This window comes from Rhodococcus sp. SGAir0479, from assembly GCF_005484805.1.
Taxonomy (GTDB): domain Bacteria; phylum Actinomycetota; class Actinomycetes; order Mycobacteriales; family Mycobacteriaceae; genus Prescottella.
On the sequence record NZ_CP039432.1, the window covers coordinates 3,488,495 to 3,510,687 of the forward strand.

General features: G+C 70.8%; 19 protein-coding genes. 7 read left to right on the plus strand and 12 right to left on the minus strand.

Features of this window, described 5'->3' with window-relative positions:
• The first annotated feature begins 47 nt into the window (after positions 1-47).
• Positions 48-1,007 (plus strand): cation diffusion facilitator family transporter, encoded by a 960-nt coding sequence (locus E7742_RS16195; RefSeq protein ID WP_137799869.1) that lies wholly within the window; start codon positions 48-50, stop codon positions 1,005-1,007.
• Between the two features lie 272 nt (positions 1,008-1,279).
• Here E7742_RS16195 and E7742_RS16200 read toward each other — a convergent pair whose 3' ends face one another.
• The 8 genes from E7742_RS16200 to E7742_RS16235 form a co-directional block, all read right to left on the minus strand.
• Positions 1,280-1,891 (minus strand): hypothetical protein, encoded by a 612-nt coding sequence (locus E7742_RS16200; protein ID WP_137799870.1) that lies wholly within the window; start codon positions 1,889-1,891, stop codon positions 1,280-1,282.
• 133 nt (positions 1,892-2,024) lie between these two features.
• Positions 2,025-2,879 carry an SDR family oxidoreductase gene (locus E7742_RS16205; protein ID WP_137799871.1) on the minus strand — a complete coding sequence of 285 codons (855 nt, stop codon included), beginning with the start codon at positions 2,877-2,879 and terminating at the stop codon, positions 2,025-2,027.
• A 153-nt stretch (positions 2,880-3,032) separates the two neighbouring features.
• Positions 3,033-3,611 carry a serine O-acetyltransferase EpsC gene (gene epsC, locus E7742_RS16210; RefSeq protein ID WP_137799872.1) on the minus strand — a complete coding sequence of 193 codons (579 nt, stop codon included), beginning with the start codon at positions 3,609-3,611 and terminating at the stop codon, positions 3,033-3,035.
• A 4-nt stretch (positions 3,612-3,615) separates the two neighbouring features.
• Positions 3,616-4,548 carry a cysteine synthase A gene (gene cysK / locus E7742_RS16215; protein WP_137799873.1) on the minus strand — a complete coding sequence of 311 codons (933 nt, stop codon included), beginning with the start codon at positions 4,546-4,548 and terminating at the stop codon, positions 3,616-3,618.
• Positions 4,549-4,796: 248 nt separating this feature from the next.
• Complete coding sequence (locus tag E7742_RS16220) at positions 4,797-6,626, minus strand: phosphoenolpyruvate carboxykinase (GTP) (protein ID WP_137799874.1); 1,830 nt, start codon at positions 6,624-6,626, stop codon at positions 4,797-4,799.
• Between the two features lie 276 nt (positions 6,627-6,902).
• The gene (locus E7742_RS16225; protein ID WP_137799875.1) at positions 6,903-7,199 is read right to left on the minus strand and encodes a DUF6802 family protein; all 297 of its coding nucleotides are present in this window, start codon (positions 7,197-7,199) and stop codon (positions 6,903-6,905) included.
• Between the two features lie 28 nt (positions 7,200-7,227).
• A complete protein-coding gene (locus tag E7742_RS16230; protein ID WP_137799876.1) occupies positions 7,228-8,640 on the minus strand; it encodes a hypothetical protein in 1,413 nt (470 codons plus the stop codon).
• The gene (locus E7742_RS16235; protein WP_137799877.1) at positions 8,634-9,338 is read right to left on the minus strand and encodes a hypothetical protein; all 705 of its coding nucleotides are present in this window, start codon (positions 9,336-9,338) and stop codon (positions 8,634-8,636) included. Before E7742_RS16235 ends, E7742_RS16230 begins: the two co-directional genes overlap by 7 nt.
• A 169-nt stretch (positions 9,339-9,507) precedes the next feature.
• Here E7742_RS16235 and trmB point away from each other — a divergent pair, with 169 nt between their 5' ends.
• Genes trmB through E7742_RS16250 form a run of 3 tightly spaced genes read left to right on the plus strand, consistent with a single transcriptional unit; the run spans position 9,508 to position 13,822 of the window.
• Positions 9,508-10,305, plus strand: a complete 798-nt coding sequence (gene trmB / locus E7742_RS16240) for a tRNA (guanosine(46)-N7)-methyltransferase TrmB (RefSeq protein ID WP_137799878.1) — start codon at positions 9,508-9,510, stop codon at positions 10,303-10,305.
• Positions 10,302-10,991, plus strand: a complete 690-nt coding sequence (locus tag E7742_RS16245) for an NYN domain-containing protein (protein WP_137799879.1) — start codon at positions 10,302-10,304, stop codon at positions 10,989-10,991. Before trmB ends, E7742_RS16245 begins: the two co-directional genes overlap by 4 nt.
• Positions 10,992-11,002: 11 nt before the next feature.
• On the plus strand, positions 11,003-13,822 hold the full coding sequence (locus E7742_RS16250) for an MMPL family transporter (protein WP_137799880.1): 2,820 nt from the start codon (positions 11,003-11,005) through the stop codon (positions 13,820-13,822).
• A gap of 64 nt (positions 13,823-13,886) precedes the next feature.
• Here E7742_RS16250 and E7742_RS16255 read toward each other — a convergent pair whose 3' ends face one another.
• Together E7742_RS16255 and E7742_RS16260 are read right to left on the minus strand one after the other, a co-directional pair.
• The gene (locus E7742_RS16255; protein WP_137799881.1) at positions 13,887-14,561 is read right to left on the minus strand and encodes a DUF1707 SHOCT-like domain-containing protein; all 675 of its coding nucleotides are present in this window, start codon (positions 14,559-14,561) and stop codon (positions 13,887-13,889) included.
• A gap of 17 nt (positions 14,562-14,578) precedes the next feature.
• A complete protein-coding gene (locus E7742_RS16260) occupies positions 14,579-15,730 on the minus strand; it encodes an AI-2E family transporter (RefSeq protein WP_137801258.1) in 1,152 nt (383 codons plus the stop codon).
• A 262-nt stretch (positions 15,731-15,992) separates the two neighbouring features.
• Here E7742_RS16260 and E7742_RS16265 point away from each other — a divergent pair, with 262 nt between their 5' ends.
• Positions 15,993-17,450 carry an adenylate/guanylate cyclase domain-containing protein gene (locus E7742_RS16265; protein ID WP_137801259.1) on the plus strand — a complete coding sequence of 486 codons (1,458 nt, stop codon included), beginning with the start codon at positions 15,993-15,995 and terminating at the stop codon, positions 17,448-17,450.
• Between the two features lie 28 nt (positions 17,451-17,478).
• Complete coding sequence (locus tag E7742_RS16270; RefSeq protein WP_137799882.1) at positions 17,479-18,654, plus strand: lysylphosphatidylglycerol synthase transmembrane domain-containing protein; 1,176 nt, start codon at positions 17,479-17,481, stop codon at positions 18,652-18,654.
• A 60-nt stretch (positions 18,655-18,714) separates the two neighbouring features.
• Here the strand turns inward: E7742_RS16270 and E7742_RS16275 are convergent, their stop codons facing one another.
• Complete coding sequence (locus E7742_RS16275) at positions 18,715-19,527, minus strand: SGNH/GDSL hydrolase family protein (RefSeq protein WP_254699033.1); 813 nt, start codon at positions 19,525-19,527, stop codon at positions 18,715-18,717.
• Positions 19,528-19,609: 82 nt separating this feature from the next.
• Positions 19,610-20,293 carry a FadR/GntR family transcriptional regulator gene (locus E7742_RS16280; protein WP_137799884.1) on the minus strand — a complete coding sequence of 228 codons (684 nt, stop codon included), beginning with the start codon at positions 20,291-20,293 and terminating at the stop codon, positions 19,610-19,612.
• A 166-nt stretch (positions 20,294-20,459) separates the two neighbouring features.
• Here E7742_RS16280 and E7742_RS16285 point away from each other — a divergent pair, with 166 nt between their 5' ends.
• Complete coding sequence (locus tag E7742_RS16285) at positions 20,460-22,157, plus strand: 2-isopropylmalate synthase (protein WP_137799885.1); 1,698 nt, start codon at positions 20,460-20,462, stop codon at positions 22,155-22,157.
• Positions 22,158-22,193: the final 36 nt, after the last annotated feature.

Genomic DNA, 22,193 nt, shown 5'->3' on the forward strand with positions numbered 1-22,193 from the left:
GTCGGCGTTGTCGGGCAGGTGTCGCCGCGCGGGCCTAGCCTGAGGCGATGGCGACGTCTGCGACCCCTCGCGCGGAGGCCGGCGGCGAGAGCACGCTCACCGTCGTCGTGGCCTTCGTGGCGAATGCCCTGATCGCTCTGGCGAAGTCGGTGGCCGCGGTGGTCACCGGGTCGGCGTCGATGGTCGCGGAGGCGACACACTCGTGGGCCGACACCGGCAACGAGATCCTGCTGCTGGTCGCGGACCGCCGTTCCCGCAAGGAACCCGACCGCGACCATCCGCTCGGGTTCGGTCGCGAGGCCTACATCTGGTCGCTGTTCGCGGCGCTGGGGCTGTTCGCGGTGGGCGCCGGGGTGTCGATCACGCACGGCATCCAGGAGTTGGCGCACCCGCAGCCGGCCAGCGACTTCGGGGTGGCGTACACGGTGCTCGGCATCGCGTTCGTGCTCGAGGCCATCTCGTTCCGGCAGGCGTTCCGGCAACTGCGCGGGGAGGCGAACGCCGTGCACCGCGACGTCCTCGAACACGCGCTGCTCACGTCCGATCCGACGGTCCGGGCCGTGTTCGCCGAGGACGCCGCGGCGTTGATCGGTCTGGTCATCGCGTTCGGGGGCGTGCTCGCGCACCAGCTCACCGGCTCCCCGGTGCCCGACGCGATCGGCTCCATCGCGGTCGGCGTCCTGCTCGGCGTCATCGCGATCATCCTGCTCGACCGCAACCGCCGGTTCCTCGTCGGCGAACCCGGCACCCCCGAGCTGCGCTCGCAGACGATCGCGAAGCTGCTGACCTACGACGAGATCGAGCGGGTCACGTACCTGCGCCTGGAGTTCCTGGGCCCGCACCAGGTGTACCTGGTGGCGAGCGTCGATCTGGTGGGCGACTACGCCGAGTCCCGCGTCGCGCACACCCTGCGCGACCTCGAGGACCGGATCACCGGGCAGACGCCCGCCGTCCGGAAGACGGTGCTGACGCTGTCGACGTCCGAGGAGCCCAGTCTCGCCGCGTGAGGAGTCGACAGCGCGATAGCTGGTGCGCCGGTCTTGTCAGTCCTCGCGCCCGCAGGGCAGAGGAGCAGAGCGTGACAACGCCCAGGCCCACGGTCAGGCGATCATCGACAGACCGACTCCGACCGCGGACACCGACATCAAGGACGGCGATCGCCGTGAGCGTCACCCCCAACGCCGCTGTCTGCAGGTGAGTACCGGTGACAGCTGAAGGGACCGTTCATACGCCGGCGGCGCACGAACGGTCCCTTCAGGGGTTCACGGTGTGGGCCGCGTCAGCTTCCCCCGCCGGCCGCACCGGCGAGCGATCCGAGCATGGGCAGCAGACTCGCCAGGTCGACGCCGGCGTCGAGCGCGGTGCTGCCGAACGCCAGCGCCGGGGACACGCTACCGATGCCGTCCGGGACGATCACCAGCTGCATCGACACCCCGACGTTGCTCGGGTCCAGCACCGACTCCCAGCCGCCGCAGGTGCCGAGGAAGATGTAGACACCCTCGTTCACCTGGACGGTCCTGGTGTCGCTGTTCGGTCCGGGGCGCGTGAAGTTGTTGCCGGCCGCCGGGCCGACCCGCAGCCCGGGCGACGCCATGATCGAGATGAGCTTGCCGTAGTCCTTGGCGTTGAACGCGACGAACGCGTCGAGCCCCTGCTGCCCGTCGAGCAGCGCCGAGGTGCACATGGACTCACTGAAAAACCCCTCGGCCTTCTTCGGGTTGGTGAGCTTCAGCTCGAGGTTCTTCCCGCCGAAATCGCCCTGCGTGGTCTCGAGCGTCGGACCCTCGTAACGGTCGGCCGCCACGGCCGTCCCCGCTCCGGTCCACGCGAGCCCCGTCACCATCGCCGCCGCGGCGACCGCTCCCGCAGCCGCCCGCCATTTTCCGCGCATGTTTTCCCTCCCGAGCCCGCTGTGCCGTCCGGCCGCCCTCGCGTCCCCGCGCGCAAACGGTGCCCCATCCTGACACCGAAAGAGCCGGCGCGGGCCGGAATCGGGATATTTGCGCGGTCGGCCCCATTCGAGCTCAGCGGTTGCCGCGATACCGCAGGAACCGCCAGGCGTAGGGCAGGATGCGTGACACCGGCACCGACCGGGGCCAGGCGTCGGGACGGAAGTAGGCGTCGGAGCCGCCGTCGACGAAAACGACACTCCCGCAGAGGAAGTCCGCAGCGTCCGAGAGCATGAAGACGACCCAGTCGCCGAGCCGTCCGGCGTCCCCGAAACCGCCGACGGGCACCGGGAACCGCCGGATCACCTTGGCCTCGGCGGGGGTCGCCAACTGCTTCTCGAGCAGCGGCGTCAGGATCGCGCCGGGCGCCAGCACATTGAGTCGGATGCCCGCCCCGGCCCAGTCCGCGGTGGTGGCGTGGCGCCGGACCCAGCGCGTGACCGCGATCTTCGAGCCGGCGTACATCATCGGCGGCGAGTTCTTCCCGAACAGGCGGACCGCTCGCGCCGCCCGGGTGACGTCGCCCGCGAGCAGTGCCCGCACCGCGCGGCGCGGCACCGCAGGGGTCGTGGTGGTCGAGTTGCTCCCGAACACAACCACTTTGGCGCTTCCGGTCGCGGCCAGCGCGGTCCGCCACCCCTCCAGCAGTTCGACGACACCGAGGTAGTTCACCGCACCGATCAGCGGCAGCCGCTCCGTGCCCGGCACCGGCCCCACGCCGGCGGCCAGCACCGCGCCGTCGAGCCGGCCGTCGGTGCGCGACAGCACCTCCCGCACCGCGCGGCGTCGCCCGTCGTCGGTGGACAGGTCGGCGACGACGTCCGCGTCCGCGAGGTCGACGCCCACCACGGTGTGCCCTGCCGCCGTCAATTTGTCCACGACCGCGCGCCCCATCCCCGAGGCCGAGCCGGTGACCGCATAGACGCCCATGTACACCCTCCCCACGACGGCCGGCCCGAGGACCGTCCCCGGCAGCGCCCGTCGCCAAGGTCGACACGCTACGCCGCTCCCCCCGAAAGCTGAAGGGTCCCTTCGTGCGCTGTCAGCGCACGAAGGGACCCTTCAGCTGGAGAACCCGGGGCGTCAGATGTACATCGCCGGGTCGATGTAGCACGTGGGGTCGACCAGCTGCTCGTGCTGCTTGCGCGGGCGCACCGTGGCCGGGATGCCGGTCGCGATGTGGTCGGCCGGGATGTCGCGGGTGACGACGGCGTTCGCGCCGATCGCGACGTCGTCGCCGATCATCAGCGGTCCGAGGACCTTCGCGCCCGCACCGATGGTGACGCGGTTGCCGATCGTCGGGTGCCGCTTGGCCTTCGCGAGCGAGCGGCCGCCGAGCGTGACGCCGTGATAGATCATCACGTCGTCGCCGATCTCGGCGGTCTCCCCGATCACGACACCCATGCCGTGATCGATGAAGAACCGCTTCCCGATGGTGGCGCCGGGGTGGATCTCGACGCCGGTGAGGAACCGCGTGAACTGTGCGAGTACCCGGGCCGGCCCGCGCAGCGCGGGAACCGCCCACATGCGGTGCGCGATCCGGTGCGACCAGATCGCGTGCAGGCCCGAGTACACGACGGCGTTCTCGGCGTCGCTGCGCGCGGCCGGGTCCTGGCCTCTTGCCGCCTGCAGATCCTCCCGGATCGTGCGCAGCACAGTCACGCGATCAGCCCCGGATGTGCTCGAAGAGCGGGGTCGAGATGTAGCGCTCACCGAAGTCGCACACCACCGCGACGATCAGCTTGCCGGCGTTCTCCGGACGCTTCGCCAGTTCGAGCGCGGCCCACACGATGGCGCCCGACGAGATACCGCCGAGAATGCCCTCCTGCGTCCCGAGGTCGCGCGCGACGCGGATCGCGTCGTCGAACTCGACGTCGACGATCTCGTCGTAGATCTCGCGATCGAGAACGTCGGGCACGAAGTTGGCGCCGATGCCCTGGATCTTGTGCGGGCCGGGCTCGCCGCCGTTGAGGATCGGCGAGTCGGCCGGCTCGACGCCGACGATCTTGACGTCCGGGTTGTACTTGCGCAGCGTGCGGCCGGCACCGGTGATGGTGCCGCCGGTGCCGATGCCGGCGACGAAGATGTCGACGTTGCCGTCGGTGTCCGCCCAGATCTCCTCACCGGTGGTGCGGGCGTGGATCTCGGGGTTCGCGACGTTCGCGAACTGGCGCGCCAGCACCGCGTTCTCGTTCTCCGCGACGATCTCCTCGGCCTTCTTGACTGCTCCGGCCATGCCCTCGGCGCCCGGGGTGAGCACGATCTCGGCGCCGAACGCGCGCAGCATGACGCGCCGCTCGGTCGACATCGTCTCCGGCATCGTGAGGATGACCTTGTAGCCGCGGGCCGCACCGACCATCGCGAGCGCGATGCCCGTGTTGCCGGAGGTGCCCTCGACGATGGTGCCGCCCGGCTTCAGCTCACCGGACTGCTCGGCGGCGTCGATGATCGCGACGCCGATCCGGTCCTTGACGCTGTTGGCAGGGTTGTAGAACTCGAGTTTCGCGACCACCTGGGCGTCGAGGCCCTCGGTGAGACGGTTCAGGCGCACCAGCGGGGTGCGTCCGACCAGTTCGGTGACGTTGTTGTAGATCCCCATGCCGGATCCTCCTCGTGGCTACGTCGGGCAGCCGGGTCGATGTCGGGGTGTGCTGCTGTCAGGGTGGTGCTATTGCACCATCATGCCGTGAACGGCACAGCACCGGGTCCACGGACGTACGAACGTATACGCACGTCGACAAAATCGCAGGCGGCGCCGTCTTCCACGATCACCCCTGAAACGACGAATGTCACATCGGTTCAGTCCAACTGAACCGATGTGACATTCGGTCGAAACGCGGAGCGGGATCAGCCCAGGCGCTGCTTCAGGGCCTCGAACTCGTCCCGCACACCCGACGGCACCTTCTCGCCGAGGAACTCGAGCCACTCCTCGATGAGCGGAATCTCCGCCTTCCACTCGTCGACGTTCACGGCCAGCGCCTCGTCGACGTCCGCGGCCTCGACATCGAGACCGTCGAGGGAGAGGTCGGACGCGGTCGGCACGTAACCGATCGGGGTGCTGACGGCGTCGGCCTTGTGCTCGATGCGGTCGATGATCCACTTGAGCACGCGGGAGTTCTCGCCGAAACCGGGCCACAGGAAGCGGCCGTCCTCGCCCCGACGGAACCAGTTCACGTAGAAGATCTTGGGGAGCTTCTCCGCGTCGGCGTTCTTGCCGAGGTTGATCCAGTGGTTGAGGTAGTCACCGGCGTTGTAGCCGAGGAACGGCAGCATCGCCATCGGGTCGCGGCGGACCGAGCCGACCTTGCCCTCGGCGGCAGCGGTCTGCTCGGACGACAGCGTCGCACCGAGGAAGGTGCCGTGCTGCCAGTCGAAGGACTCGCTGACCAGCGGCACCGTCGTCTTGCGGCGGCCACCGAACAGGATCGCCGAGATCGGCACACCCTGCGGGTCGTCCCACTCGGGGGCCAGGATCGGGCACTGCGACATCGGGGTGCAGTAGCGCGAGTTGGGATGGGCGGCGTTGGTGCCGGACTCGGGGGTCCAGTCGTTGCCCTTCCAGTCGATCAGGTGCTGCGGGTCGCCCTCGAGGCCCTCCCACCACACGTCGCCGTCGTCGGTGAGCGCCACGTTGGTGTACAGCGTGTTGCCGGCCTCGACGGTCTTCATGGCGTTGGGGTTGGAGCCGTAGTTGGTGCCCGGCGCGACGCCGAAGAAACCGAACTCCGGGTTGACCGCGTACAGGCGGCCGTCCTCACCGAAACGCATCCACGCGATGTCGTCGCCGAGGGTCTCGGCGCGCCAGCCCGGAATGGTCGGCTGGATCATCGCGAGGTTGGTCTTACCGCACGCCGACGGGAACGCGGCCGCGACGTAGTAGTTCTTGTTCTCCGGCGAGATCAGCTTGAGGATGAGCATGTGCTCGGCCAGCCAGCCCTCGTCGTGCGCCATCGCCGACGCGATGCGCAGCGAGTAGCACTTCTTGCCGAGCAGCGCGTTGCCGCCGTAGCCGGAACCGAAGCTCCAGATCTCACGGGTCTCGGGGAAGTGGGTGATGTACTTCGTGTCGTTGCACGGCCACGGCACATCGGCCTGGCCCTCGGCGAGCGGAGCACCCACGGAGTGCAGGGCCTTCACGAACGGACGATCCGTGCCCAGCTTCTCGAGCGCGGCCTTGCCCATGCGGGTCATGATGCGCATCGACACGACGACGTACTCGGAGTCGGTGATCTCGACACCCAGCTTCGGGTCGTCGGCACCGAGCGGGCCCATGCAGAACGGCACCACGTACATGGTGCGACCGCGCATGCTGCCGCGGTACAGGCCCGTCATCAGCTCCCGCATCTCGGCCGGGTCCATCCAGTTGTTGGTGGGGCCGGCATCGATCTGCTTCTCCGAGCAGATGTAGGTGCGGGACTCGACGCGCGCGACGTCGGACGGATCGGAGTTGCCGAGGAACGAGTTCGGCTTCTTCTCGTCGTTGAGACGGGTGAACGTCCCGGCCTCGACGAGCTGATCGGTCAGACGCTCCCACTCCTCGTCGGAGCCGTCGGCGAAGACGACCCGGTCGGGCTGGGTCAGCTCGGCAACCTCGCGAACCCAGGCGAGCAGCTCGGAGTGCTCGGTAGGGGGCGTGCCGTCAGTTCCGTTCAGACCGGGAATGGTCGCTGAGGTCATCAAACTCTCCTGGGGTGGGGCCGGGAACCGGATCGACCACAACAGCCCCGCACGTCGCGGGGCTGAGACGAAGCCTGAACCGATTTCCCCCTCTCGGCGGGGTTGCCACCCGCCCACTCCGCCTGCCGTCCCCGTACGTCACCGCGGACAACGAACGAAGGACACGGGTGCCGGGTGTCCTAGATATAGAGGTTAACGCCGTGCGTCGATCGAGGGGGAACCGGGTGTCGTCGGTTAGGTCACAGGAACGATTCAGACCCGCACCCGCAGTTTCGCCTACTCCCCGAGGTCGCCCGCGTCGACGCGTTCCCACCGTTCGGCGCCGTCCGGGTCGCGGTGGAACTCCCACGCCGCGTACTCGCCGTCCGTGCCCACGATCGTCAGGTGGTCGGACTCGCCGTCGCCGTCGGTGTCGGCCACGACGATCGTCGCGTCCTCCGTCTCGAACACCTGGGTGTCGAGCACCCCGTCGCCGTCGACGTCGTACGCCAGCCCGCCCGCGTGCAGCGCGCCCGCGTCGGCACCGAATTCGTCCGGGTGCGGATCGGCGGTCACGTCCTCGGTGGTGATCATGGGTCCTCCCCTGCTCGGTATGCGCCTGTCACCCGGTTGGACGCGCACCCGCCGGGCTCGGTTCCATCGCGTTGGCGAGCGCGTCCAGCACCGCGGTCAGCGCGGCGCGGTCCCGGTCGCACGCCGCGAGACGGCCGCCCCGTTCGGTCGCCGCTCGCCGCGCCTCGCCGTCGAGGGCCGCCAGCTGCTCGTCGATCTCGAGGCTCGCGGCCCGGCAGTCCGCGATGACCTGCGCACTCACGTCGCCCTCCACCTCGAGGATCCGGCCGAGCACCCGCTGCTCGAGCTGGGCACGCAGGTGAGCGGCGGTGTCCGACGCCCACTGCCGCAGGTGGGCGCGGTCGGCGACCAGCCGGCGCGCCCGCGCGATCCACCACGCGGCGCCGGCGCCGAGCGTGAGCGTGATGGGGATGGACGCGATGTCGAGCGCCGGCAGCATCGAGATCGGCGCAACGGCGAGCCGTCCCAGCCCGACGCCCGCCGACGCCCCCACCAGCACCATCAGCCGGTCCTCGACGCCGCGGTGCCGGGCGTCCGGCGCGTCCGGTCGCGGGGCCGGCGCCGCCGACGGGGTGGCCGGCCCGGGCACGCCCGCCCGCGCGGCGATCTCCGCGACCCGGCGCGCGAGACCCTCGTCGAGGTCGGCCGCCGCCTGCTCGGCGAGCGCGGTCACCCGGGCAGGGATCGCCGCCAGGTCGCGGCGGCCGGCCCGGTCGATCTCGGAGCGCGCGGCCACCGCCGTCGCGCGGATCCGGTTGCCGGCGTCGTGCACCAGATCCACCCGGGCGCGTTGCACGTCGGCCCGCAGCTGCGCCAGCCGTTCCGCTCGGCCGCCGTCACGTTGCGCGGCGAGCCGGGCCCGGCGCGTCCGCAGCGTGTCGGTGTCGGGGCCGTCCCGCAGCGTCCGCGCGGTCGCGGTGATCCGGCGGCACGTCCGTTCGACGAGGGAGTGCGCCGCGCGCCGGTCGTTGCGTGCGGCGAGCGCGACGGGGTCCTCGGCGAGCAGCGCGCGCACCGGCGGCGCCGCACCCGCCGGGTCGACGAGCGGCCGGCCCGCGAACCGCGGGGCGTGGGCCCGCAGCAGCGCCAGGTCCCGTTCCCGCACCGCCGACCGGCCCGGTTCGCCGCCACCGGACAGCACGAGGACCACGTGCTCGACGTCCGCCGCCGCCGCGTCCAGTGCGGCCAGTTCGTCCCGGCCGAGGACCGAGGCGCCGTCGAACACCACGACGGCCACCGCCGCCGGCCCCGGCCCGAACGCCGGCCCGAACTCGGCCAGCGCGTCGAGTACCGGCGCCCGGTCGATTCCGCGGACGGCGACCACACGGACCGTGCCCGGCGTGGCGGTGCGGGACCGCCAGGCCCGCAGACCGTCCGGGTCCCACCGCTCGACGATCCGCTGCGCGTCCGGCGGAAACTCCGGCAACTCCGGGGTCACCACGCACGCACCTGCGCTCGCCGCGCCGCGAGCGTCCGGCGACGCCGCCCTCCGGCGCCGGTGCCCGCGGCGTCCGCCGCCCGCACCGCCAGCCGCACCGCCTCGTCGCTGCGCAGGTACTGCTCGAGGACCTCACGTTCCGGACCGCGGGCAGCGCCCTGAGCGATCGCGGCCAGGGCCGCGCAGCTGCGGCGGGCCCGGGCGACCTCCACGGCGGCGGCGACGGCCGCGAGTGCGTCGGCGCGGCCGTCGGGCTCCGGGCCGACGTCGTCCGCGCCCACGATCGGCAGCGTGACGACATCGGTCTCCGCTTCGCACTCCGCGGCGACCACCAGCGCCGTCGCCCACGACGGCTGCAGATCCGCCTTGTTCACGAGCGCGACCGTGACTTCCCGCGGGGCGCGGCGCAGCGTCTCGAGGTCGGGGGTACGGGCGGGCCCCGACAGCACGTGGACGACGACGTCACCGTCGAGTTCGGGGTCGGCAGATCCGGGCGCGTCCACGGCCCCGGACTCGGTGACGTCGCCGAGCCCGGCGGCGGCGAGCAGCCGCGCGACGGTGGTCCGCCCGACACCCGCCCGTCCGACGATTTGGATTCGGATCGGCGCGGTCAGCGCCCCCAGTGCCCGCGCGGCGGTACCGCCGGTGTCGGCGGCGATGCTGCGGAGCAGTTCGCACCCGCTCACCACTGCGTTCCCCACGCTGTCCCCCCTTTGCCGTGACCGGCGCAGGCCGATTCTGACAGTGCCCCGGACCCGGAGCAAGAGTGCCGCTACCAGCGAAGATGGGCGAGAACGGCGGGTCGGCGCGACACAACCCGACCAAAGTGTCCATATTATCTGGCGACCGTGACGGCCCCCACTCACGGACATACGTGACAATGGTGCGGTGAACCACGCCGAGCAGGACGCACTCGAGACCCCGCACGACGACGCCGTCGACCGCTCTTCCGCCGACGGAGAGGCCGAGAAGTCGGACGGCGCCGGGAAGGGTTCACGCCTCTACCCGCGGGTGACGAGCTTCCGGTCCCGCCGTGGTTCGCTGACCGAACCGCAGCAGGGCGCGTGGGACCGGCAGTGGCCGAAGATCGGCCGCGACGTGGGCGACGAGCTGCTCGACACCACGGCTTGGTTCGGCCGCGAGGCCCCGCTGATCGTCGAGATCGGTTCGGGTACGGGCACCGCGACCGCCGCGATGGCGAAGGCCGAGCCGCACGTGAACCTCATCGCCGTCGAGGTCTACCGGCCGGGTCTGGCACAGCTGCTGCAGCTGGTCGAACGGAACGACATCCCCAACGTCCGGGTGCTGCGCGGGGACGCCGTCGAGGTGCTCGAGCACATGGTGGCCCCGGAGTCCCTGACCGGCGTCCGGGTGTTCTTCCCGGATCCGTGGCCCAAGGCGCGCCACCACAAGCGGCGGCTGCTGCAGGGCCCGACGTTCGCGCTGATCGCGAGCCGTCTGAAGCCCGGCGGTGTGCTGCACGTCGCCACCGACCACGCCGAGTACGCCGAAGCGATCCGCGAGGCCGGTGACGCCGAGCCGCTGCTCACGGAGCTGGACTGGGAGTCCCCGATGACGCACGAGCGGCCGGTGACGAAGTTCGAAGACAAGGCGCACAAGGTCGGAAGCACCATCACCGAACTCATCTGGGGGAAGATCAAGCCATGAGTCTCAGCGAAGGCACACCGGGCAGCGAGCTGAACGGCGGCTCCACGGGCACCGGCAACGACAACAACCGGCACAAGCGGGTGCTGTTGGTCTGGGATGCCCCCAACCTCGACATGGGGCTCGGCGCCATTCTCGGCGGGCGCCCCACGGCCGCGTACCGCCCGCGTTTCGACGCCCTCGGCCGGTGGCTGCTGGGACGGACCGCCGAGCTGTCCGCAACCGAGACCGCGACCCTCGAGCCCGAGGCGACCGTCTTCACCAACATCGCCCCTGGTAGCGCCGATGTCGTCCGCCCCTGGGTGGAGGCGTTGCGTAACGTGGGTTTCGCGGTGTTCGCCAAGCCCAAGGTGGAGGAGGACAGCGACGTCGACTCCGACATGCTCCACCACATCGAGGTTCGCCGTGGTGAGGGCCTGGCCGGGGTCATGGTCGCCTCCGCCGACGGGCAGGCGTTCCGGGAGCCGTTGGAGGACATCGCAGCAGCCGGCGTGCCGGTGCAGGTACTCGGGTTCCGCGAGCACGCCAGTTGGGCGGTCTCGTCCGACATCCTGGAATTCGTCGACCTCGAGGACATCCCGGGCGTCTTCCGTGAGCCACTGCCGCGGGTGAGCCTGGAGTCCCTGCCCGACGAGGGTGCGTGGCTGCAGCCGTTCCGTCCGCTGTCCGCCCTGCTCGTCGGGCGCTGAGGAGTCGATACGTGTTCGCTCGCTGGGGAGATCTCGTCTACCGGGCCCGTTTCACCGTCATCGCGGTGATGGTGGCCGGGCTGTTGGCGCTGGGCGCCTACGGGTCCGGGCTCGGTGATCACCTCAGTCAGAGCGGCTGGGACGACCCCGGCTCCGAATCGGTGGCGGCCGCGAAGCTCGCGGACGGCACCTTCGGCCGGGACACCGCCGGCGACGTCGTCGCGATGTACACGGCACCAGAGGGCAAGACCGTCGACGATCCCGCGTTCACCGCGAAGGTCACCGACAGCCTGCAACGTCTGCTCGCCGACCATCCCGACGAGGTCACCAAGATCAACGGCAGCTACTTCCCGCTGCCGAACACGACGCGGTTGCCCGCACTGGCCACCACGGACAAGTCCCACGCGATCGCCAGCATCGCGCTCGCGGGCGAGAACGACACCGCGATCACCAACAACTTCCGCGCAATCAAGGACTCGTTCCAGATCGACGGGGTCGAGGTTCAGCTCGCCGGCATGCAGCCGGTCGCGAGCGCGATCAACGACACGATGGCGAACGACATCCACCGAATGGAGATCCTCGCGATCCCGGCGGTGGCGGTGCTGCTGTTCTTCGTGTTCGGTGGCGTCGTCGCAGCCGCGCTGCCACTCATCGTGGGCGGCCTGACGATCCTCGGCGCCAACGGCATCGTCCGGGTGTTCACGCACTTCACCGAGGTCAACGCGTTCGTGGCGTCGGTGGTGTCACTGATCGGCCTGGGCCTGGCGATCGACTACGGCCTCTTCATCGTGAGCCGGTTCCGCGAGGAACTGGGCGACGGTTACGACACCCGCACGGCGGTGCGGCGCAGCGTCATGACGGCGGGCCGGACCGTGTTGTTCTCCTCGACCATGATCGCGGTGAGCCTCGGCGGGCTGATCCTGTTCCCGCAGGGCTTCCTGAAGTCGGTCGCGTACGGCGCGATCGCGACGGTGCTGCTGGCCGCGTTCACCTCCGTCACCGTGCTGCCGGCGATCCTCAGCATCCTGGGCCGGCGGATCGACAAGTTCGGCCTCAAGCGCTTCGGCCAGATCAAGTCGACCGAGGAGATCGAGGCCAGCCTGTGGGGCCGCCTCACCCGCTGGGTGATGCGCCATCCGCTCAAGGTGACGATCCCCATCGTCGTCGGACTGCTGCTGCTCATCATCCCGATGACGGGCATCAAGTTCGGTGGCATCAACGAGGACTACCTCCCCACCGACAACACCGCGCGCGTCGCGCAGGAACAGTTCGACGAGCTGTTTCCCGGACAGCGCACCGAGCCGGTGAAACTGGTGATCCAGGGCGCCGACGGCACCGAGGTGGGCCAAATCCTCAAGACCGCGAGCGGGGCGCCCGGGCTGGTCGAGAAGTTCTCGATCACCGGCCCCGCCAAGGACGGCGTCCAGGTCCTCAAGGCCGGTCTCGTCGACCGGAACGACTCCGCCGACACCATCGATTACCTGCGTGCGATGCCCATCCCGGACGGGGTGCAGGTCCTCGTCGGTGGCACGCCCGCGATCGAGCAGGACAGCATCAACGCGTTGCTCGACAACCTGCCGCTCATGGTCGTGTCCGTGCTGCTCGTGACCACGCTGCTGATGTTCCTGGCGTTCGGCTCGATCGTGCTGCCGATCAAGGCCGTGCTGATGAGCGCGCTGGGGCTCGGGTCCACGCTCGGCATCCTCACCTGGATCTTCGTCGACGGTCACGGTTCCGGGCTGCTCAACTTCACACCGGGTCCGATCACCTCGCCGGTGCTGGTGTTGATCGTCGCGATCATCTACGGCCTCTCGATCGACTACGAGGTGTTCCTGCTCTCGCGCATGGTCGAGGCGCGCAGCCAGGGCGCGAGCACCACCGAGGCCATCCGGATCGGCACCGCCCACACCGGTCGCATCATCACCGCGGCGGCGCTGATCCTCATCGTCGTCACCGGCGCGTTCGGCTTCTCCGAACTGGTGATGATGAAGTACATCGCCTACGGAATGATCGCGGCGCTCGTCATCGACGCGACGCTGATCCGCATGTTCCTGGTCCCGGCCGTCATGAAGCTCCTCGGTGACGATTGCTGGTGGGCACCGGCGTGGATGAAGCGCATCCAGCAGAAGATCGGCCTGGGCGAGCCCATCCTCGACAGCGAACTGAGCGCGGTGGACGTCCCCGACCTCGCCGCGGTCGGCGCCCCGGCGACCGGCGGTCCGCAGACGTCTTCCACTTCGGCGGCCGCGGCGCCTGCGCCGGCAGCGACGTCGGCTCCTGCGCCCGCGCCCGCGCCGGCGCGGGAACCGGACCCGTTGACCCAGCCGCTCCCCCGCATCTCGGCGGCTCCGCGGGCCCGCTCGGCGACCCCCCGCACCACCCCGAACGGACGGCCGCCGCGAACCCCGCAGGCACCGCAGACAACGCAGGCACCGCAGACGACACAGGCACCGCAGACCCGTCCGGCCCCGTCTCAGCCCGCCGAGCCGACCGCGAGCATTCCGACGCCGAAGGTCGAGCGCCCGCAGGCCGCGCGGCGGATGGAGGGCGACGAGGTGCCGTGGCTCGCAGCGCTGCACGCCCCCCACACCGGTGCCATCCCGGCACTACGGCCGAAGACGGAACCGAGCCCGGCATCCGAGCCGGCTCCCGCACCGAAGCCCGAGCCCGAGCGCAAGCCCGAGACCGAGCGCGAGACCGCTCCGGCGGCCGAGCCGGCGCCGGTGACCCGGCCCGAGCCCGAACCGGAGAACCCGGGCCGTCATCGCGGCGGGGACGGCGCCACCGTGAGCGTGCGCGAGCTTCTCGCCCGCCACAAGGACGACGACTGAGCCACCGGCGTCAGCGGAGCATTCGGCCGGCCCGGCGTCAGTCGAGCATTCGACCGGCCCGGTGTCAGCCGAGCATTCGGCGCAGCGCCGTGCCGAACGGGTATCGCGCGGTGATCGAGCCGAAGCGAACCCGTCCGCGGACGACCAGGTGCAGCGGGCCGTAGGGCGGGCCGGTGCGAACCTTGTTCGAGACCGAACCACCGACCGTGTCGATGTCGTTGAGGTCGGCGGTCGCCTCCTCGGGCAGGACCAGCGTCACCGACCCGCAGGCGTCGTCGACGGTGAGGTGAACCACCTGCGTCTGCATGACGGCCTCGGTGAAGTCGAGGGTGGTGCTCCCCATCCGGGTGTCGAGCGTCAGCGCCGGCGGCACGTGCCACCGCCCCTTGCGGGTGACCGTGGACATCCGGCCGCGGATGACGAGCGGCTGCTGCGCGGGATATCCGCCCATGGCCGGCGGCATCGCGGGACCGGGCGCGGCGGGCACCCCGGCGGCGTGCGGCGCGGGCGGGTGGGGCACGGGCGGATGCACGCCGGTGACGTACGCCGGGTCGATCTGCATGCCCGGCAGGTCCACCAGCACCGCGTTCAGTTCACCGCGGGTCTTCGCGGCGAGCACGGTGTCCATTCGTTCGGTGAACTCCCCCAGCGACAGCATGCCCTGCCCCACTGCACGTTGGAGCAGTTCGCCGACGTGGTCGCGCTCGGCATCGGACACCCGTAGATCTCTCGCCTCCATGCGCTCGAGGATAGAGGTCAGTCCCGGGAACCCGCAGTCCCGCCGCTGCCCGGATTCTCGGATTCGTCCGGTTCGTCGGGGATGGCGGGGAACATCGGGATCGACGGATCCACCCGGGCGAGGGACTCGTAGGTCGCCTCCGGGTCCTGCGAGGTGAGCGACCGGAGGGCCGTGTTGAGGAACGCCACGATCGGCACGGCCAACAGACCACCGACGATGCCGGCCAGGACGATGCCGGTGGTGATGGCGAGGACCACCGCCAGCGGGTGCAGGCGCACCGCACGCCCGAGCAGCAGCGGCTGCAGGACGTGCCCCTCGAGTTGCATGACGGCGACGATGATCCCGAGCACGATCAGCGCGGTGAGCAGTCCCTTCGTCACGAACGCGACGAGCACCGCCAGGAAACCCGTGACGAACGCGCCGACGATCGGGATGAACGCACCGATGAACACCAGCGACGCGAGCGGCAGCGCCAGCGGCACCCCGAGGATCGCCAGTCCCGCGCCGATGCCCACCGCGTCGGCTGCGGCGACCGCGACCGTCGCCCGGGTGTAGCCGACGAGCGAGTGGAAGCCCTGCCGCCCGGCCAGCCGCACTCGGCCGCGGGAGTTCTTCGGGATGATCCGGGTGACGAACTCCCACACCTGGTCGCCGCCGTAGAGGAAGAACACCAGCGTGAAGAGGGTGAGGAACGCGCCCGCGAAGATCTCGCCGACGACCGTCGCGGTGGTCAGTGCCCCGCTGGTGAGCGTCTCCTGGTTGGACTGGACGGCCTTGACGACGTTGTCGCCGGCGTTCCGGATCTGGTCTTGACTGAAGTGGAGCGGGCCGTCGGTGAGCCACTCCTGGGCCTTGGTGACGCTGGTGGTGAACTGGTCGCTGAGCCCGGGCAGGCCCGCGACGAACTGTTCCACCACGAACGACAGGACGGCCCCGACGATGCCGATCGTGCCGACGACGGCGATGATCACCGCTGCCGATCGCGGTACCCCGCGCCGGTGCATCCAGTCGACGCTCGGCATGAGGAACGCGGCCAGCAGCAGTGCCAGCGCGACGGGGATGACGACGGTCTCGAGCTTGGACACGACGTAGCCCACCGCGAGCAGTCCGGCGAACAGCACCAACAGCCGCCACGTCCAGGCGGCCCCGACGCGAACGAGGGGATGCACCGTCCCGGAGACGGCCTGCTCCGAGACCGGAGTCGGGGCGGAGGATGCGGACGATTCCGCCTGTGCGGGAGCCTCCCCCGGTTCCTTGTCGCTCACCGCGCGAGCGTATCGGGACACCGACCGTCGTGCGTGGGAACGACGAGCGCCGGGCGCCAACCGTGTGCGCTGGCGCACTGGGAAGTATGTCCGGCTAAATTATGAGGTCGTGTGGGCATCGTACCGAGCAGTGGCGCTGACGATTCGCAGTCGGTGGCCCCTCTACATGCTCTCGATGGCCGGGGCGAACTTCATCGGCGCGGTGCTGGTCTTCGCGTTCGTCCGGTACGGCATTCCCATCCCGGAGTCGGCGGACATCATCAACGACCGGGTCCGGAACGTCGCGATCTTCGGCGTCTACCTGTTGTTCGCGGGCGTCGTGAGCCTGGCGGCGGCGGCGGTCATGCTGCGCACCGTCATCCGGTGGCAGTTGCGGGGCGGGCCGCCGACCCGCAAGGAACAGATGGCGGCCCTGCACGCGCCGCTGCGGCAGGCGATCGTCCACCTGGTGCTCTGGTTCCTGGGCGGCGTGATCTTCGTGTTCCTCACGGTCGAGGAGATGCCGGAACTCGCGGTCGCGGTGGTGGTGACCGTCTGTATGGCCGCCACCACGACCTTCGGGTTCACCTACATGCTCGGCGAGCGGATCCTGCGTCCGGTCGCGGCGCAGGCGCTGAGCGAGGGCCAGTTCGACCGGACGATGGCTCCCGGCGTCGGCACCCGCATGGCGATGACGTGGGGTCTGGGCACGCTGATGCCGGTCATCGGCATCATCCTGCTGTGCGTCACCCAGCTCACCACGGATCTCGAGTTCGACCCCAGCGCCCTCGCGTGGGCGATCCTGCTGCTGTCGATCATGGCGATCGGGCAGGCGTTCGCGCTGTCGATGCTGACCGCCAGCCAGATCTCCGATCCCATCCGGCAACTGCGGCGCGCGATCGAGCGCGCGCAGCGCGGGGAGACCGACGTGCGGGTCGAGGTGTTCGACGGCTCCGAGATCGGCCGCCTGCAGGTGGGCTTCAACCGCATGATGAGCGAGGCCGCCGAACGGCGGGTGCTGCGGGAGCTGTTCGGTCAGCACGTCGGCGAGGACGTCGCGCGCCGGGCGCTGCAGTTCGGCACCGAGCTGGGCGGCGAGACCCGATTCGTCGCGGTGCTGTTCGTCGACATGGTCGGTTCGACGGGCGCGGCGGCCGAGCGGCCCCCGAGTGAGGTCGTCGAGCTGCTCAACGAGTTCTTCCGGGTGGTCGTCGACGTGGTCGACCGGCACCACGGCTTCGTCAACAAATTCATGGGCGACGCGGCGTTGGCGATCTTCGGTGCCCCGCTGGATCGCCCCGACGCACCGACCGCCGCGCTGGCGGCGGCGCGGGAGCTGCGCTTCGCGCTCAACGAGATCACCGGCCTCGACATCGGCATCGGCGTGTCGGCGGGCCTCGCGGTCGCCGGCAACATCGGCGCGGCGGAGCGCTTCGAGTACACCGTGATCGGCGATCCGGTGAACGAGGCGTCGCGGCTGACGGAACTCGCGAAGCTGCGGCCGAGCCGCGTCCTGGCCTCCACCAGCGCGCTGTACTTCGCCGACGACGAGGAGCAGGCGCACTGGGAACTGGGTGATCAGGTGCAGTTGCGCGGCAGGCGCCGCAACACGCATCTGGCGTGGCCGGTCCTGTATCCGGAGTGACGTGGGCGATCTTGGATACCCTGGGCTCGTGGCACAGCCGGAGCCCGACCCCCGCGTCGGCAACACCGATCGGCCGCGCAGCCGATTCCGGTGGCTCAAGTGGGTCCTCGGCGCCCTGCTCGTGGCGCTGTTGGTCGGCGAGGGCGTCTACCTGTGGCCGCGGCTGCACGAGTCGTGGCAGGCGCTGACCGAGATCCACTGGGGTTGGGTCGCGTTGTGCGTCGCGGCGCAGGCGGTGTCGCTCAGCGGCTACGCCCGCCTCCAGAGGCAGCTGTTGCGCGCCGGCGGGGTCGTGGTGAGCCAGCGCAAGTCGCTCGCGGTGATCTACGGGTCGACGGCGATGGCGTTGACGCTCCCGGCCGGGCAGGTGTTCTCGACGGCGTTCACGTACCGCGAGACCCGCCGCTGGGGTGCGACGCCAGTGGTGGCGTCGTGGCAGCTGGCCATCTCCGGGGTCGTCGCGGCCGCCGGTCTGGCGGCGATCGGGATGGCCGGCGCGCTCCTGGTGGGCGGGCCGGTGAGTCCCTTCACGCTGGTGTTCTCGGTGGCCGGGCTGATCGCGTTGATGTACGCCGGACGCTACGTCGCCGCGCACCCGGACGCGATCGAACGGGCGGCGCGCTGGATCCTCGGCCGCGTCAACCGGATGCTGTCCAAGCCTGCCGACACCGGGATGGACGCGGTGCGCGCCACGATCGAGCAGCTCGACTCGGTGCAACTGGGCCGGCGGGACGCCGCCTCGACCGTCGGCTGGGCGACGGTGCACCGGGTGGCCGACGTGGCCTGCCTGGGCGCGGCGTGCCTGGCGATCGGCGCCGACCCGGTGGGGGCGGGCCTGCTGATCGCGTTCGCGGCGGGCAAGGCCGTCGCCACCATCCCGGGTGCGCCCGGCGGTCTCGTCTACGTCGACGCGACGCTCATCGCGACGCTGACGACGGCCGCGAGCATCAGTGCGTCCCAGGCGGTGGCCGCGGCGTTCGTCTACCGCGGCGTCAGCTTCATCCTCGTCGCCGTCGTCGGCTGGATCGTGTTCGCGTTCCTGTTCCGGGGACACCGGCAGGACGAGCCGGAACTCGATTCCGTCCTCGAGCAGGCCGAGGCACCCGCGTTGCCGGAGCGCACGGTCGTCGCCGATCCGCTGACCGTCCGGCCCGAGCCCGCCCCGGTGCACGACCCGCTCCGGCCGCTCGATCGCCCCGAATGACGCCGGCTCGGCGCCCGTGGACGCGGACCTCGCAGCGGTAGCGCGGTCCCGCCGGCGCCGTCACTCGACGCCGAGGCACCCGCCGGCGGACGCATCCCGCTGGTCGTCTCTGCGCAGGACCGGCATGAGGTCCGGGCGCTTCGCGACGCGCCCGGTGCCCGACGACGTCCGGCGGACGCGACGGCCGAGCCACGGCCCGAGGAACCGCACCGCCCACTCGGTGTCCGCGCGCACGCGGCCCAGCACGGTGACGGGCGGGAGCGGTCCCAGATCCTCCTGCCAGCGCAGGTCGGTGCCGGGAAGCTCCAGCACGGTCGCGGCGGCCGCGGCCAGTCGGTCGTGCCCGTCGGCATTGAGGTGCAGCCGATCCCAGCTCCACAGCCGCGGGTCCGTGGCGACCGGGTACAGCTCGAGGTCGATCACCGCGACGCCGTGCCGGCCCGCCGCCGCACGGATCTCGGTGTTGAGCGCCGAGATTCGCGCCATGATCGTGCGGCCGCCCGGCATACCGGCGCCGAGCGTGGGGAACGCCATCGTCATCACCCGCGCACCCGACGCGGTCAGCGCCTCGAAGGCGATCTCGAGTTCGGCCGCGATCGCGACCGGATCGAACTTCGGCCGCAGCAGATCGTTCACGCCCGCGACGACGGACGCCAGGTCGGGCTGCAACGCCAGCGCCGGCGCCAACTGTTCCTCCCGCACCTGACGGGCCAGACGGCCGCGGATCGCCAGGTTGGCGTAGCGCAGGTCGGGGTTGATCACCGCCAGCCGTTCGGCGAGCCGGTCCGCCCAGCCTCGGTAGCCTCGCTGATCGTCGCCGTCGTTCAGTCCCTCACTCTGACTGTCACCGATCGCCACGAATCGACTGAACACGCGCTCCCCTTCACCTCGGCTGCTCCGATCCGACGAGCCTAGAACTCGGGGCACCGTCGACCGACACGCGGCCCGGGAGTGGTCACCCGAGGTCGGCCGCCAGCCCATCGAGGTGCGCCCGGCTGATCCGGGTGGCCGCGTCCGCGTCCCCGGCGGCGATCGCCTCCACCAGCGCGGCGTGTTCGTCGGCGTCCGGCGCGCCCTCGCGGCCGCGCAGCCCCAGCAGCCCGATCATTTCGACCATCGCGGCGGCCACGCGCGGAACGAGGGTCTCGAACAGTTCGGACAGCACCGGGTTGTGGGCGGCCGTGACGACCGCCCGGTGCACCGCGGTGTCCGCGTCGACGAACTCGCGATCCGACGCGTCCGCGGCCGCCGCCCGCACGTCGAGGGCGCGGCGCATCGCGGCGACGTCCGCGCCGGTCGCGCGCACCGCCGCCAGGCGCGCGGCCTCGATCTCGATCGCGGCCCGGACCTCGACGATCGATGCGATGGCCTCGCGCTGGAGCACCGCCTCCCAGCCGTCGGCCACCGGTTCGGTGCGTTCGACGAACACGCCCGAGCCCTGGCGCGCGCGCAGCATCCCCTGACCGGCGAGCATCCGCAACGCCTCGCGGACCGTCGACCGGCCCACACCCAGTTCGGCCGCGAGGGTGGTCTCCCCCGGCAGCTTCGTCCCGACCGCCCACTCGCCCGCGGTGAGCCGACGGCGCAGCTCGTCGGCGGCCTGGTCGGCCAGCAGGTTCCGGCTGAGCGCGGCAGTCACGTCATCTCCTCAGGTTGTCTGACAAGTTGTCATCGCCTAGTTTAGACGTCATGACGTTCCGCGGACTGCTTCTCGGTCGCCGCGGCGGGGTCTGACCGGACCGGCACCCCGCCGCGGGGTTCCGCTGTGCCGGTCGACCGTTCGATCCGCACAGGAGTTCTTCGCCATGAACTGGAATCGTCAGCGCCCGTCGTCCATGCCCAGCCACCGCTACCGCCCGTACTTCGACCGAGTGCCGGTCGCCCCGACCGAACGCGCGTGGCCCGCCGCGCACACCACCGTCGCCCCCCTGTGGGTGCCCGTGGATCTGCGCGACGGCAACCAGGCCCTCGCCGAACCGATGGATCCCGCCCGGAAGCGGCGGTTCTTCGAACTGCTGATCGGCATGGGGTACAAGGAGATCGAGGTCGGATACCCGTCCGCCAGCCAGACCGACTTCGACTTCGTCCGCGACCTGGCCGAGCACGACCTCGTCCCCGACGACGTCACGATCGTCGTGTTCACCGCCGCCCGAACCGATCTCATCGAGCGCACGTTCGAGTCGGTACGGGGACTGCCGAACGTGGTGCTGCACATGTACACCGCGACGGCGCCCACGTGGCGCGACGTCGTTCTCGATCGGGACCGGGATGCGCTGCACGGCCTGATCCTCGACGCCGCCCAGGACGTCGCACGCGGCGGCGACGCCCAGCCGGGTGTGCGGTTCGAATTCTCCCCCGAAGTGTTCAACCTGACCGAGCCCGACTACGTGCTGCAGGTCTGCGACAGTCTCACCGCACTGTGGGACGCCTCGCCGGATCGCCCGGTGATCCACAACCTGCCTGCGACCGTGGAGGTCTCGACTCCCAACGTGTACGCCGACCAGATCGAGTACATGCACCGCAACCTGGCGCGGCGCGAATCGGTGATCCTGTCGGTGCATCCCCACAACGATCGGGGCACGGGTGTGGCGTGCGCCGAACTGGCGGTGCTGGCCGGCGCGCAGCGCGTCGAGGGCTGTCTGTTCGGCAACGGCGAGCGGACCGGCAACGTGGACCTGGTGACCCTCGCCCTGAACCTGCACGCTCAGGGCGTGGATCCGATGATCGATTTCTCCGACATCGACGGGATCAAGCGAATCGTCGAGCACTGCAACCGGATCGACGTGCACGCCCGGCACCCGTACGGCGGCGACCTGGTGTACACCGCGTTCTCCGGGACCCATCAGGACGCGATCAAGAAGGGTTTCGCCCATCACCACGCGGCGGCCGACGCGGCCGGTGTGGGTCCGGCGCAGGCGCCGTGGGACGTGCCGTATCTGCCGATCGACCCGGCCGACGTCGGGCGGGACTACGAGGCCGTCATTCGCGTGAACAGCCAGTCAGGCAAGGGCGGCATCGCGTACCTGCTGCACGAGGGATACGGCGTGGACCTGCCCCGGCCACTGCAGATCCAGTTCGCCGGACGCGTGCAGCGCGCCACCGACGCCAGCGGTGCCGAGATCACCGCGCAGCAGCTGTGGGAGCTGCTGTTCGCCGAGTACGGGTTCGGCGGCCGCCTCGGTCCGTGGTCCGTCGAGCACCGGGAGGGCGGCGACCACCTGCGGATCCAGGCCGAGTTCGACGGCACACCGATCAGCGGTGCGGCGTTCGCGGGTGGCCCGGTGGAGGCACTCACCAAGATCCTGGCCGATCATGGCCGGCCCGTCGAAGTGTTGACGCTGGTGCAGCAGTCGGTGGGCCTGGGCAGCGCCGGACGGGCAGCGACGTTCGCACTGTGCCGCAGCGGGGGCGCCGAGCACTGGGGTGTGGGTTTCGACCAGTCCGTGACGGCATCGGCCCTGCACGCCGTGCTCGCCGCCGCCACGCGGATCGCGGCCGAGTAGGGACCCGCGCCGACCGAAACGCGCTCCGTCGAGCTG